Source organism: Porcincola intestinalis, assembly GCF_009696445.1.
GTDB lineage: Bacteria > Bacillota > Clostridia > Lachnospirales > Lachnospiraceae > Porcincola > Porcincola intestinalis.
Genome location: NZ_VULZ01000001.1, coordinates 224202 through 235781, shown reverse-complemented (window position 1 = coordinate 235781; position 11580 = coordinate 224202). Strand labels below are relative to the sequence as shown.

Here is an 11580-nt window from a genome sequence, read left to right as displayed (position 1 = left end):
AGAAGCATGAAGAAAGAGGATTTCATATTTCATCTTGAATACCGGGAGCAGATAGACATGCTCAGCACAGAGCAGAAGGGAGAGCTTCTTGACGCGCTCTGCGACTATGCGCAGACCGGTGAAGTGCAGGTTGAGCTGGATCCTCTTACGAAGATGTGCTTTTCGATCATCCGGCAGAGGATGGACCGCGACACCGAGAACTACGAGAAGAAGTGCGAACGCCTCAGAGCCAATGGATCGAAGGGCGGGAGACCTTCCAAAACCGAAGAAGAAAAACCAAATGGTTTTTCAGAAAACCAAATGGTTTCTGACGAAAACCAAAAAAACCAGATGGGGGTCGATCCTGATCCTGATCCTGATCCTGAACCTGATAAAGAACAAACACAGGGAACGCGTGCCACACATCCAAAGACAGACCAGATCGACTACAAGGCGGTCATTGACTCTTTCAACCAGATCTGCACTTCGCTGCCCAAGGTCGACACCTTCTCGGAGTCCAGGAAGAAGGCGATCAGGTCAATGCTGCGGACCAGAAGCCCGGACGAGCTGAAGGAGCTGTTCGTGAGGACGCAGGCCTCTCCATTCCTTCGGGGTGAGAACGACACCGGATGGACTGCGAGCTTTGACTGGATCATGACCGAGACGAATGCCGCGAAGGTCATGGAGGGGAACTACGACCAGAAGACTCCGAAGCCGAGGAGAAAGCCAGGACAGTTCAACGACTACAGCCATGAGCAGGTCGACTGGAACGCTATATCAAGGCGGATAAGAGCTCAGGACCGCACGAAGGAAACCGAAGAAGCTGGAAGCGGGTGAGGACTATGAACGGCATAAGGCCACCACCGGGAGAGAAAGGGGAGGACAGTTTTATGATTTACGTTTTAGGACAAATCGATACATCACACATCACACCGGCCAGATATGAGGAGCTCAAAAGAGCTTGCACCTCCGGATATGGCTCCGAAGTATCTGGTCAAAAGAAACACTGCATCGAGGTCATCGGAAGCGAGGATCCGGGAAGACGGACCGCTCAGAGATGAACCCGAAAGATCCACGAGCCTGTCCTTACCTGGAGTGCTGGGGACACAAGGTGGCATTCACATCGCCGATGTGCCCGAAGGCAGATGACAGGAGCGGGATCATCTCGAAGGCAAAGTGCCACGCATGCTGGGAAGAAAATGCGCAGCTCATTCGGGAGGGTCAGCGCAGGCAGTAAGGAGCGAATATGGGAGTTTATTCAAAGATCGAGTGGTGCGACGCCACGCTGGACATCATATCGGGGTGCCGGAATGGATGCCCGTACTGCTACGCGAAAGCATTAACGAGACGGTTCTCGGGGGATACCCGATGGAACCTGTCACAGACAGAGAAATATACGGTCACGGAAGACGGACTCTACATCCTGAAGGATCCGTTCTTCAACGAGGACGGCCGGCAGATCATCTACCCATTCGGGTTCGAGCCGACACTGCATCTTTACAAGATGACCGACGAGACAACTGAGAAGAGGATCATGCGGGGTCGGAGCAAGCGGGTATTCGTGGGAGCCATGAGCGACACCTTCGGAAACTGGGTCCCGGACGACTGGATTCAGAAGATCTTCGACCTCTGCGGGATGTTCGAGCTGAATTACTACCTGTTCCTGACGAAGAATCCGAAGCGGTACCAGGAGCTGATCGGAAAGGGAATGCTGCTGGATAAAAGCAACTTCTGGTACGGGACATCGGTTACTTCAGAGTCGGACAAGAACCGGATCGGCTTCCTTCCTCCAGAGGAACAATATCACACATTCATCAGCTATGAGCCGATGCTGGGACCGCTGGATTTCACGGAGTTCGATACCGGTAAAAAGCCTTTCGACTGGATGATCATGGGAGCTCAGACAGGACAGAACTGCAAAAAGGTCTACCCGGAAAGAGAGTGGGTCAAACAGGCGGTGGCCTTCGCAAGGTCGAAGGAAATTCCGGTGTTCATGAAGGACAGCCTGATCCCATTCATCGGGGAAAAGAACATGCTGCGGGAATACCCACCGGAACTTCTGGTCCGCAAGCGGTCGATCAAGACCAGGAAGAAGCTAGAAGCAAGCTGCATGATGTGCGGCAAGGTCACCGACAAGTCGAGTATGGTCGGGATCAGCGGCAGGCTTTCCACCAGAGGCTACGGATCGCACAGCATCGGATACATGTGCTGGGACTGCCTCGAAAAGTTCTGCGAGGAACACGGACTCGACTACGAGCACGTCCGGGAGGGGATCCGGAAAGAGCTGCCGGTGAAGAAGAGAAAAGTGAGGACATGATTCATGGATGTGACGATGACACTGATAATCACGATCGCGGTATCCGGAGGCCTGCTCGGGATCCTGGACGGAAACACGGAGATGGTCGTGCTGGCACTCCTCATCGCACCGCTGGCTTATCTGGAAACCAAGCTGAATGAGCGGAGAGACGATCGGACGGACCACATCCTTGAGTTCAGGAACATGGTCACCGGAGATACCTTCAACCTGGCAAGGGTGCTGGACGAGCTCTTCCGGATGCGGGACCTGACACTTCAGAGATCGAAGGACGCGCTGGATGATGCCGACCGGATTTCCAACATCGCCATGTACCGTGCTTACATCAGCGCCATCGAGATCGTCAGAAGAGGTGGAAAGAGATATGGCAAGAGTGAAGAAGGAAAAGGCACCAATAGCATCAATTCCAAAGGATGAAGCGCAGAGAAAGATGTCAGATCTAGGATTCCCGTGCAAGATAGTCGACGGAGTCCTGGTATTCGAAGACGACTTGAGCCCAAGAGCACTTGGGATTCTTACCAACACACTGATGAAGATCGGGTACACCGCTTCATGGGAAGCACACAGGAGGGCCAAAGCATGAACGAGAACATCACAGGGAAGAGAATCAACGAGCTGTTGCGTGAGAAGGGAATGACGCAGCGCCAACTGGCTGAGAAGGTCATGACAACAGAAGTTTCGATGAGCAGATTCGTGAGCGGAGCAAGGGTTCCGAATGGCCCTATCCTGGCTAACATCGCGAATGTACTCGGGGTGACAACCGACTACCTCCTTGGGAAAACAGATAAGAAAGATGGATGACCAGGAAAATGGATACTGTGCAGCGAGAGGATGCCGGAGGATGGAACATATCTAGCGACTATGGATGGAGAACTATGCGGGCAGGCTGAGGCATTCACAGGTATGTGTGGATTTGAAAACGGGAAATGGGATGAGGACGGAATGGTGATTGCATGGATGCCGCTCCCTGAGCCGTACAAGGAGAATGAAAATGCCGAAGAAAGTTGATACAGAAATCATCCAGAAAACCATCAAGGTCATCCCAAGGGCGGATGGCGAAGGTGGATTCACCCAGAGTCGTATGACAGAGAAAAGCCTTCCGGGTTCATTCGAGTATACGATTGCCGGACATAGAGCGGTACCAGGTGAGTTTGGAACATATGAAGCATTCTTCGACTACTCGATGGCTGTTAGGAGACTTGGAGAGCTCGAGGATGCGATCTACGGAAGAGATGAGAACGCAGACCCGGAATATTACAAAGCCTACGACATCAGACTTGAAAAGGGATATGAGAAATGAACCTTGTTCGGTTTATGAGCACCCGGGAGCTTTACAGGTTCCTGGACGGAGAGACCATCTCAGGGAACACGGAGTGGCGCCGGGAAGGATATGCATCCTCGAGCAAGGGGATCTGCTTCTTCCCGGCAGACCCAAAACCGGAGACAAGGCTGCATTACCTCAGCGGAGTCGTGAGCTTCCAGAGAGTGGTCGAGTTTGCACCATGCGGAGACCTTCCTGGAATCCGCATGGCGAAGGGAAGGTACAGAGATCCAAAGTCGGACCTGGGATTCGGATCAGTGATACGGATGATGGAGGTCGACGAGGTGTGCATGCCTAAGTACAACTACCGGATGCTTTACCCGCTGCGGATCGGGACGATCAACATCAAGAGGATCTTCAACGGAGACTTCGTATGGGAGATCGACTGGATGGAACCAGATGAGATGAAGGTCCTGAGAGGACACACCTGGGACAAGAGACATACCCGGAAGGAGCGCATGGCATGATGATCGACGAAGACAAGCAGGCAATCTGCGATGCACTCTGCAGGGCTCTTCAGCTGACGGTTGCTGGGAACGACCTGATCAGCATCGAGTACAAGACCTACGGGCCATGGACGCAGAGAGCGGTCCTCCGCTTTCGGGGAGGCAACACACAGGAGGTCAAGGATGCCGACGATGAAAAGTATAGCGATCTGGTGAATCGGTACTGCGTTGACTGCCCGCTGAACAGGCTGTGAAGGGAGGGCGCGCGTATGAGATTTACTAATTACGACAAAATGCACGATGAGCTGACTAAAATCCTGATGGAATGCACTCCACCTGATCTCGGGGGTACATGGGATACATACGGAAGGGGATACGCAGCGGGCTTGCATCGTGCATTGTATGAGCTGGAATGCCAGGAGAAGTTCACCGATTGGGACGACCGGCAGAAGCTGCTGCAGCCGGAGCGTTCGGATTTTGATTGGTCCATTGTCGACGCTATGGTGAATGGCCTGTCAGACATGCTGCCGGACACAAACAAAGCGCACGGCGACGGTTGGCTTCAGGACTGGCTGAAAAATTTCATGTGGGAATACGGCATCGATCCTGCTGACCTGCTGATGGAGGAGAAGCCAGGAGATGAAAGCCGTTGATTTTAAAACATTCAAAACCGTGCAGCGCATGAGTCTGAATCAGTTCAGTCGCTGGGTAGAGAGCATTTACCGGTCAGGGTTTGAAGACGGACTCCGGGAAGGTGAAAAAGAATTCAACGACTGCGTCCTGCTCACAGAGGATGAGCTGCGCAAACGGATCATCGATGTGTCTGGGATCGGGAAGAACCGCGCAGAGAAAGCGGTTGAAAACATTTTGGAGGGAAAATATGAGACCGATTAATGCTGATGCACTGGAGAAAACGTTAGGAGATTGGATCCGAGACCATTGGACAGATGCTTTTACTGGAGATGATGCAGGTTCAGAATTTGCCGACATGATTGAACATGAAGAGACTATTGATTCCTTGCCGGTGGTGCATGCGCACTGGTTTACATTAGACCCGAATCAGCGCACAGGAAAAGCATATAAATTCGTATGCTCAAATTGTGAACGAGCCGTATTCACGCCTAGGCAAGAGTCCATTAACGAGTTGGGATATGTATTTTGTCCACACTGCGGAGCAAAGATGGACGAGGAGATTGACGATGGATGCGTGTGAATTATGTTACGGATATGAAGATTTGGATTGCAAGTATCGTTGCAAGTATTGCTATCTGGGAAATCCGTGCATAGGTTGTGCTGATTACGACATAGAGAATGATACTTGCACATCAGAGGGAGCCTGCGGAGATCCAGCTAACAAGTGGAAAGGGGCGGAAGATGAAGGATAAAATTCGGGAATCGCAAAAGGTCAAGGTCACACTAAAGGAGTCGCTGTAATGAATTACATAAGTATTATTACGAACTTTGGGTGTCATTACAAATGCCCCTACTGCATCGTGAAGAAGAATAATCTTCATATTCCAAGAACAACACTCGCCGGGTTGGACAGTCTCGAGAAAGCCTTGAAAGAGACTAGGTGCAACATTATTTCTATCTCCGGAGGCGGAGACCCACTCTATGAGTATGAGAAACACGTTGACTGGTATCGAAAGTTATTCGGTATTGTTCGTAAGTGCCACATCAATGGCAGCATATGTTCTGTCCTTGTGGAAATGCATACCAGTTACATGACTGACGAGACTTCTTTTCCGTTCTATGACTGCTTCCGGGTTGTATATCATGCAAATAGTATCGACCAGCTTTCGCACATTCGCCGGATTGGTGACGAAATTACTCGGGCAGTATTTGTAGTAACTGCGGACTACACCATTGCTGACATTATGGACATTGCCCTGTTCGTGAAAAATAGCTCTGAAATTGACGAATTAAGCTTCCGGCAGTTGGTTGATGATAAATACACTGAACAGCACTACCTTGAGGACTATCTTCGCATGGGCCACAAGAAGCTGTGGTGGTACATCGAGCAGAATGACTACAACCTCTACTACGCAGAGAATGAAGTCAGTGGTCGATACCGAGATTTCGAGAAGGAGGAATCGTAATGCAGTTAGCAGAAAAAGCCGTAGGGATGATGATGCATACCGAAGATTGAGAGGATAGACGAATGAAAGAGACAACGGTTTATGTTTGTGAGATTTGCAAAACAAGGTACGCCAACAGGCAAGAAGCCGAAAAATGCGAAGCAGCGCACATCAAGCCAAAGAAGCTGACAAAGTCAATGAAATTCCACCCGTACAAAAGCGGAAAGGACCCGACCTTTACACGTTATGAAGCATATCAGGTATCTCAGTACCCTGACTGGATAGACATCGAGATGCAGGACGGGAACACCGTCAGATACAAGCGATAAGAGGAAAGGCAAGCGATAAGAGGAGCGGACAAAAAATGAAAGTAAAACGCATGATAGAAGTTGAAACAAACTGCCCTGAGATCGGCGACAAGATCAACATCGATCACTACACGGCAACGTGTCAGGAGATTACGCCAACGTTTCCATGGATGGAGGGGTCTTCTGAGAGATGGGGATAAAGTTCAGTAAGACAACACTCCGGGGGAGGTGGCTGCATCAGATACAGCCGATAGACGAGGAATGCTTTATCGCAGAAGGATGGTGTTCCCAATGCGGAAAACATTTCTCCGTAGACAAAGGATGGATAGAGGAACAGTTCATGTACTGTCCGAATTGCGGAGCTTACATGGGAGAAAGCGATGAAAAAATATTACGCGATCTGTGATAAGGATGATCATCCAATCTTCCAGAGCATTCTCATGAAGGATGTGGCAGAATTCGCCGGAGTAACTTCTTCGTCGATCTGCCATGCACTCAAGAGGAAGGAAGCTGGGCTTCTGAAGCACAGCCGGTACGCGATCATCGAAGACATTGATGAAGAGGATGAATGATGAGCAACAGACGAGCGGAGCTGCGCCGGCATGAAAAAGCCGCATCGAAACCGGCTCCTATATACAATCCGAATCCGCTGAAGATCCAGGTGCAACGTGAATATGACCGGGTAATGAAGGAGGTCAGAGAGAAGGCTACTGAGGATGCCCTCACGATGTTCCTGACGATCACAGTCAAAGTCATGCATGACAAATACGGCTGGCGCTCCAGAAAGCGCCTTCCGGATCTGGCGCAGGCGCTGACCGATGAATTTCAGAACTTCTATGAAAGCGGTCTGGATGTTGAAAAGTACTGTGATGATGTCGCGGATGAGACCGGGCTCAGATTCAAGACATTCGACGAAGGTAAGAAATTCAGCATACACGGAGAGGTGGTCTTGTGAAGAAGCATAAGCCTTACAAGCTGGAAGACCTGAAGCCATGCCCGTTCTGCGGAGGAGATGCCTATTACCTGGACGATTATTCGAAGCCGTATTTCTTCCACAAGGACAGGATCTTCAGATGCGCAGTGACCTGCATGAGCTGCGGAGCAACGATTGAGAGATTTACGAACGGGCATAAGCCGAGAGGGGAAGCCTACGACATGATGGCCGGCTTATGGAACCGGAGAACAGGAGTGAACGATGGGGAACAGAACGAAGATCACGAACGTAACGATGGAAGATGTGACGAAGAATGAGCTGATTCAGTACTTCTTCGTGCCGGAAGGATGCGGAGGCGCATTTCGCATCCCGGCGAACAAGGACGCCTTCCTCGCATGGGTCGAGAACAAGAGGAACGGGACACTTCTTGAGGCTGTCCAGACTGCTCAGGATGCAGCCATGAAGAATCTGAATGAGTACGTCAGCCTGGTGAAGAAGGTAAACGACGAGAAAGACATCGTAAAGAAGCTCCGGATCTTCGACGAGGCGAATGCAGCCTACAAGAGATACGAGCGCTTCATGGACCAGGCCAATAGCGTGAACGATAAACTTTCCAAGAACATCATGAAGGTGGTGGATCAGCGATGACAGCGAAAGAAATGATGGAAGAATCGAGGGATACGATGACGATCAGACAGGCGATAGATCTTCTGAACGAAAGACAGTGCCATCCGCTGGGACTCCATCTTGCGCTGGTACGCGAAGACATGCTCGAGAAGACTGACATGTTCGGCGGGGACTCGGATGGGGATACACCGCACGATCTCATGGTACAGACCTACGACTGGAGATGGGGCGGGATTCCAGACGCGAAAGAATACACAGTGAAGCTGACTGCCGGGAACATGCGGTACATCGGCCGGGCAATCGAGGTCTATGAGCGAGTGCTCCAGGACAGGTTCCAGAAAGAAGTCTTCGACGAGATCTACGGAAAAGGGCACTTTGAGGAATCGATAAAGAAGATTGTACAGAGTCTCAGCGGGAAACAGTAAGAAAGGAGAGCCTCGATCATGACCAAGAATCAGGCTTTGGCACTCTTGATGGAGATGCACTGGAACTGCAAACACTACAAGGATGAAGCTGATTGTTGCAGATGATTCTGGATCTGCTGGTTGAAAACGGAAATACAACTGGCTAACAAATGGAGTGGATGAGTAGGAGGGCGAGATGAAAAAATTTACAGAAGACGAAAAAGTGATAGCAAAAAATATCGACAAAAAATATAAGTGGATATCCAGAAACAGCTATGGAAATATATACGTTCACAAGGAAAAACCCATAAAACAAGATACTTGTTGGAATGAAGCATTTAGTAGATCAGGTGAATTCTTTGTTTTCAACCACATGTTTAAATCGATCAAGTGGGAAGATAAGGAGCCGACACTAATTAAAGACATTTACAATCCACAGATCCTTGATGACGTAGAGAGAGAATATCTCAAATCGTTTCTAAAACCATTCCATGAGAAAGTGGGCGATGTTGTAAAACACAGGGATATTAGTGAAGACATCTACAGCAAAGAATACTTGTATATAGCAATTGGTGATGGGGATTTCACATTTCCCAGTTTTGATTCAGGAAAAATGTATGCCGGAATGGAACTGGATAAAGAATATACATTGGACGAACTCGGAATAACCTACACGGAGGATAACAAATGATTCAGATTGACATACCAATGCCGAAAAGCTGTAAAGCGTGTAAATTTTGGAAGCAGGGCGAATATCAATATGAGCAATTCACGTGCCGATGTGCTGTTACTAATTACTATATTGGCGACGAATTGTCAAACGATAAAACACGGCATCCGACATGCCCTCTGCTCGAAGCTGGCGCATTCGAAAAGGCGGCAAAGAAAAAACTGGGTATTTTGAATATGGCAATAGCCGATTGTAATGAGGTGAAGTTGTGACAAAAGCGATGGACTGGTGGCAGAACTGTAGGAGGGGCCGAAAGTGCAGATTAACATAACACAGAGAAAAATGTCAGATCGTGGAGGGGTGGTTCTGATGCCGCTTCTCCGGAATGTACCGCAGGGGCATAAGGACTGGGAACTGACAACCTGTCCTAAATGCGGCGCGAAATGCTGGAAGGATCCAGCAGTCGATTTTGTTGTGAAGCATCAGTGAGCGACCGCTATGTATCAATGGCAGCACGTTCCGAAGGACCAGGAAGGGGACTTCGAGTACAGCGCCTGCATAAAATGTCCGTTCGACCCGTTCTGTGAGAAGAACGGACTGAGAACCGATGAAGTTGCAGGTCCCTGCGACTGGAGAATCACTCATACACGAGGACCGAAAAAGTAACTGAAGGGGAAGGAGATAAGGGGACATGCTTGATCCGGTGACGATGTTGGAATACGTGATGGCTGACAGCGACAGCGTGCAGGTCAAAACGGCGCTCTCTATCGCGATCGATGCCGTGAAGAAGCAGACAGCTCCCAATGTCCGGAGGAGCTTCAAGTGCCCGACCTGCGGCAGCACAATCACGATGTTTGATCACTACTGCCGTGAGTGCGGCCAGAAGCTCCCGCGATGGGAAGGATGGAGCTGAGCATATGGAGAGATCAAAAGTGTGCCAGGATCTTTGCAAGGAGTTACAGGACACCGACGCGGGGAAGAAGCTCCTTAGAAAGATAACCTACAAGATGACCAGAAGCGGACGGGAATATGTCACGATCGTAGGAACGTATGGTTCCATCATCCAGATGAGCCCGAAGGAGACCGGAGGTGTCTGGGATACAGACTACGACATGATTCAGGACATCATCGGGATATTCTTCCGATGTGCTGAGCATTTCAAACCTATGGATGCTTCAAATTGAGGGGAGGTGCAGGAGATGGAAAAGAGTGAAACGAAGGACATCACGATCTGTAAGCGCTGCAAGTACTGGAAGGACCCGAGCCCTGCGACCGGATACAAGTACGGATTCTGCACCAAGCCGCACAGCACTACGGAATGGAATTTCTACTGCCGGGATGGGGAGCCGGATGCCACAAATAAGGGAGGTACGGAAGAGAGATGGTAAGGTACGAGATCTATCACAAGGCATTGAAATTCGGGAACAGGATCCTCGAAGACATTGCGCTTCTCTTCTGCGGGATAGGATTCAGCCTGGCGCTCTTTCTCCTGCGGATACACTGGAAACACTTTAAGGACTGACGGAGTATGGAGAAGGGAGATGAGACCGATGAATACACCAGCCGATGACGAAGATCAGATGAGGTATCTGGAGAACTGGAGACGGGAACAGGAAGAGAAGAGAGCCAAGAAGGATAAAAATAAATGCAGGAAGAATGGAGACCGGTCAAAGGGTACGAAGGCGTTTATGAAGTTTCTTCACTTGGGAGAATAAAAAGAGTAGAAGGACATGCAAGATTTTTATCTAGAAATGGGAAAGAAAGCAGACGAGAAGTAAGAGAAAGAATCATGTCTCAATCCGAGAGCAAAATAGGACGAATAAGTGTCATGCTTTCTAAAGAAAACGTAAGAAAAAGAATTTCTGTTCATAGAATAGTTGCAGAAGCTTTTGTTAAAAATGACGATCCGATTCATAAAACAGAAATTAATCATAAGGATGAAAACCCAAGAAACAATATCCCAAGTAACCTAGAATGGTGCGATAGAAAATATAATATGAATTACGGGACACTCCCGCAACGGTTAAATATTAAGAATAGAAAACCTGTTGAAGGAGTAGGAGACAGCAAAACAGTAAGATATGAGGCAATAAAATGGGCGAAAAAGACGGGTATGATCCATCTGGAATATATCAGTCAATCAAAAAAGGGAAAAAATACAAAGGTTTAAGATGGAGATATTGCAATGAATAGCCGAGAAAAAGGGAAGAGGGGAGAAATTGAAGCCGCTCACATACTTCAACAATATGGGTTTGATGCAAGAAGAGGACAGCAATACTGTGGGGCTAATGGAGATGCGGATGTTATCGGGACTCCGGGTCTTCATTTTGAAATAAAACGTAACGAACATTTGAACATTGAGGCCGCCATGAAGCAGTCGGTACACGACGCCAGGGAAGGAGAAACGCCGGTCGTCATGCACCGGAAGAACCGGAGCGAGTGGATGGTTACGTTACGTCTCGATGACTTTATGAAACTGATAGGGAAGAAGGAGTAAGT

Annotated in this window: 31 protein-coding genes; all 31 read left to right on the top strand. The window is 49.2% G+C overall.

Annotation, left to right across the window (positions count from 1 at the left end; translation table 11 throughout):
- Positions 1-6: 6 nt before the first annotated feature.
- The 31 genes from FYJ35_RS01210 (at position 7) to FYJ35_RS01060 (ending at position 11578) form a co-directional block, all read left to right on the top strand.
- A complete protein-coding gene (locus tag FYJ35_RS01210) occupies positions 7-816 on the top strand; it encodes a DUF6291 domain-containing protein (RefSeq protein ID WP_154521963.1) in 810 nt (269 codons plus the stop codon).
- Between the two features lie 53 nt (positions 817-869).
- On the top strand, positions 870-1040 hold the full coding sequence (locus FYJ35_RS01205) for a hypothetical protein (protein ID WP_154521960.1): 171 nt from the start codon (positions 870-872) through the stop codon (positions 1038-1040).
- A complete protein-coding gene (locus FYJ35_RS01200; RefSeq protein ID WP_154521957.1) occupies positions 1037-1216 on the top strand; it encodes a hypothetical protein in 180 nt (59 codons plus the stop codon). Before FYJ35_RS01205 ends, FYJ35_RS01200 begins: the two co-directional genes overlap by 4 nt.
- Before the next feature lie 9 nt (positions 1217-1225).
- Complete coding sequence (locus FYJ35_RS01195) at positions 1226-2296, top strand: DUF5131 family protein (protein ID WP_154521954.1); 1071 nt, start codon at positions 1226-1228, stop codon at positions 2294-2296.
- A 3-nt stretch (positions 2297-2299) separates the two neighbouring features.
- A complete protein-coding gene (locus FYJ35_RS01190; protein ID WP_154521951.1) occupies positions 2300-2710 on the top strand; it encodes a hypothetical protein in 411 nt (136 codons plus the stop codon).
- Positions 2658-2876 carry a hypothetical protein gene (locus tag FYJ35_RS01185; protein ID WP_154521948.1) on the top strand — a complete coding sequence of 73 codons (219 nt, stop codon included), beginning with the start codon at positions 2658-2660 and terminating at the stop codon, positions 2874-2876. The genes FYJ35_RS01190 and FYJ35_RS01185 overlap by 53 nt, the downstream gene beginning before the upstream one ends.
- Positions 2873-3094, top strand: a complete 222-nt coding sequence (locus FYJ35_RS01180) for a helix-turn-helix domain-containing protein (RefSeq protein ID WP_154521945.1) — start codon at positions 2873-2875, stop codon at positions 3092-3094. The genes FYJ35_RS01185 and FYJ35_RS01180 overlap by 4 nt, the downstream gene beginning before the upstream one ends.
- Positions 3095-3106: 12 nt before the next feature.
- On the top strand, positions 3107-3301 hold the full coding sequence (locus FYJ35_RS01175; RefSeq protein WP_328597022.1) for a DUF551 domain-containing protein: 195 nt from the start codon (positions 3107-3109) through the stop codon (positions 3299-3301).
- The gene (locus FYJ35_RS01170) at positions 3285-3593 is read left to right on the top strand and encodes a hypothetical protein (RefSeq protein ID WP_154521939.1); all 309 of its coding nucleotides are present in this window, start codon (positions 3285-3287) and stop codon (positions 3591-3593) included. Before FYJ35_RS01175 ends, FYJ35_RS01170 begins: the two co-directional genes overlap by 17 nt.
- Positions 3590-4081, top strand: coding sequence for a hypothetical protein (locus FYJ35_RS01165; protein WP_154521936.1), 492 nt, complete (start codon positions 3590-3592; stop codon positions 4079-4081). The genes FYJ35_RS01170 and FYJ35_RS01165 overlap by 4 nt, the downstream gene beginning before the upstream one ends.
- On the top strand, positions 4078-4314 hold the full coding sequence (locus FYJ35_RS01160) for a hypothetical protein (RefSeq protein ID WP_154521933.1): 237 nt from the start codon (positions 4078-4080) through the stop codon (positions 4312-4314). Before FYJ35_RS01165 ends, FYJ35_RS01160 begins: the two co-directional genes overlap by 4 nt.
- A 15-nt stretch (positions 4315-4329) precedes the next feature.
- Positions 4330-4713, top strand: a complete 384-nt coding sequence (locus FYJ35_RS01155) for a hypothetical protein (RefSeq protein WP_154521930.1) — start codon at positions 4330-4332, stop codon at positions 4711-4713.
- Entirely contained in the window at positions 4700-4954 is a 255-nt protein-coding gene (locus FYJ35_RS01150; protein ID WP_154521927.1) for a hypothetical protein, read from the top strand. The genes FYJ35_RS01155 and FYJ35_RS01150 overlap by 14 nt, the downstream gene beginning before the upstream one ends.
- On the top strand, positions 4941-5273 hold the full coding sequence (locus FYJ35_RS01145) for a PhlB family protein (protein ID WP_154521924.1): 333 nt from the start codon (positions 4941-4943) through the stop codon (positions 5271-5273). The genes FYJ35_RS01150 and FYJ35_RS01145 overlap by 14 nt, the downstream gene beginning before the upstream one ends.
- 220 nt (positions 5274-5493) lie before the next feature.
- Positions 5494-6159 (top strand): hypothetical protein, encoded by a 666-nt coding sequence (locus FYJ35_RS01140; protein WP_154521921.1) that lies wholly within the window; start codon positions 5494-5496, stop codon positions 6157-6159.
- 62 nt (positions 6160-6221) lie between these two features.
- Positions 6222-6467 carry a hypothetical protein gene (locus tag FYJ35_RS01135; RefSeq protein ID WP_154521918.1) on the top strand — a complete coding sequence of 82 codons (246 nt, stop codon included), beginning with the start codon at positions 6222-6224 and terminating at the stop codon, positions 6465-6467.
- A gap of 35 nt (positions 6468-6502) precedes the next feature.
- Positions 6503-6646, top strand: a complete 144-nt coding sequence (locus FYJ35_RS01130) for a hypothetical protein (RefSeq protein ID WP_154521915.1) — start codon at positions 6503-6505, stop codon at positions 6644-6646.
- A gap of 180 nt (positions 6647-6826) precedes the next feature.
- On the top strand, positions 6827-7018 hold the full coding sequence (locus tag FYJ35_RS01125; protein ID WP_154521912.1) for a hypothetical protein: 192 nt from the start codon (positions 6827-6829) through the stop codon (positions 7016-7018).
- Positions 7015-7401 (top strand): hypothetical protein, encoded by a 387-nt coding sequence (locus FYJ35_RS01120; RefSeq protein ID WP_154521909.1) that lies wholly within the window; start codon positions 7015-7017, stop codon positions 7399-7401. The genes FYJ35_RS01125 and FYJ35_RS01120 overlap by 4 nt, the downstream gene beginning before the upstream one ends.
- On the top strand, positions 7398-7697 hold the full coding sequence (locus FYJ35_RS01115) for a Lar family restriction alleviation protein (RefSeq protein ID WP_154521906.1): 300 nt from the start codon (positions 7398-7400) through the stop codon (positions 7695-7697). Before FYJ35_RS01120 ends, FYJ35_RS01115 begins: the two co-directional genes overlap by 4 nt.
- Complete coding sequence (locus FYJ35_RS01110; RefSeq protein ID WP_154521903.1) at positions 7642-8028, top strand: hypothetical protein; 387 nt, start codon at positions 7642-7644, stop codon at positions 8026-8028. Before FYJ35_RS01115 ends, FYJ35_RS01110 begins: the two co-directional genes overlap by 56 nt.
- Positions 8025-8432, top strand: coding sequence for a hypothetical protein (locus FYJ35_RS01105; RefSeq protein ID WP_154521901.1), 408 nt, complete (start codon positions 8025-8027; stop codon positions 8430-8432). Before FYJ35_RS01110 ends, FYJ35_RS01105 begins: the two co-directional genes overlap by 4 nt.
- Positions 8433-8607: 175 nt before the next feature.
- Entirely contained in the window at positions 8608-9102 is a 495-nt protein-coding gene (locus FYJ35_RS01100; RefSeq protein WP_154521898.1) for a hypothetical protein, read from the top strand.
- Complete coding sequence (locus FYJ35_RS01095; protein ID WP_154521895.1) at positions 9099-9353, top strand: hypothetical protein; 255 nt, start codon at positions 9099-9101, stop codon at positions 9351-9353. The genes FYJ35_RS01100 and FYJ35_RS01095 overlap by 4 nt, the downstream gene beginning before the upstream one ends.
- 43 nt (positions 9354-9396) lie before the next feature.
- The gene (locus tag FYJ35_RS01090; RefSeq protein WP_154521892.1) at positions 9397-9570 is read left to right on the top strand and encodes an alanine racemase; all 174 of its coding nucleotides are present in this window, start codon (positions 9397-9399) and stop codon (positions 9568-9570) included.
- A gap of 202 nt (positions 9571-9772) precedes the next feature.
- Positions 9773-9994 carry a hypothetical protein gene (locus tag FYJ35_RS01085; protein WP_154521889.1) on the top strand — a complete coding sequence of 74 codons (222 nt, stop codon included), beginning with the start codon at positions 9773-9775 and terminating at the stop codon, positions 9992-9994.
- Between the two features lie 4 nt (positions 9995-9998).
- Positions 9999-10265, top strand: a complete 267-nt coding sequence (locus FYJ35_RS01080; RefSeq protein ID WP_154521886.1) for a hypothetical protein — start codon at positions 9999-10001, stop codon at positions 10263-10265.
- Positions 10266-10280: 15 nt separating this feature from the next.
- Positions 10281-10469, top strand: a complete 189-nt coding sequence (locus tag FYJ35_RS01075) for a hypothetical protein (protein WP_154521883.1) — start codon at positions 10281-10283, stop codon at positions 10467-10469.
- A complete protein-coding gene (locus FYJ35_RS01070; protein ID WP_154521880.1) occupies positions 10463-10603 on the top strand; it encodes a hypothetical protein in 141 nt (46 codons plus the stop codon). The genes FYJ35_RS01075 and FYJ35_RS01070 overlap by 7 nt, the downstream gene beginning before the upstream one ends.
- A 123-nt stretch (positions 10604-10726) precedes the next feature.
- Positions 10727-11251 carry an NUMOD4 domain-containing protein gene (locus tag FYJ35_RS01065; RefSeq protein WP_154521877.1) on the top strand — a complete coding sequence of 175 codons (525 nt, stop codon included), beginning with the start codon at positions 10727-10729 and terminating at the stop codon, positions 11249-11251.
- Between the two features lie 15 nt (positions 11252-11266).
- Positions 11267-11578, top strand: coding sequence for a putative PDDEXK endonuclease (locus tag FYJ35_RS01060; protein WP_154521874.1), 312 nt, complete (start codon positions 11267-11269; stop codon positions 11576-11578).
- Positions 11579-11580 lie beyond the last annotated feature (2 nt).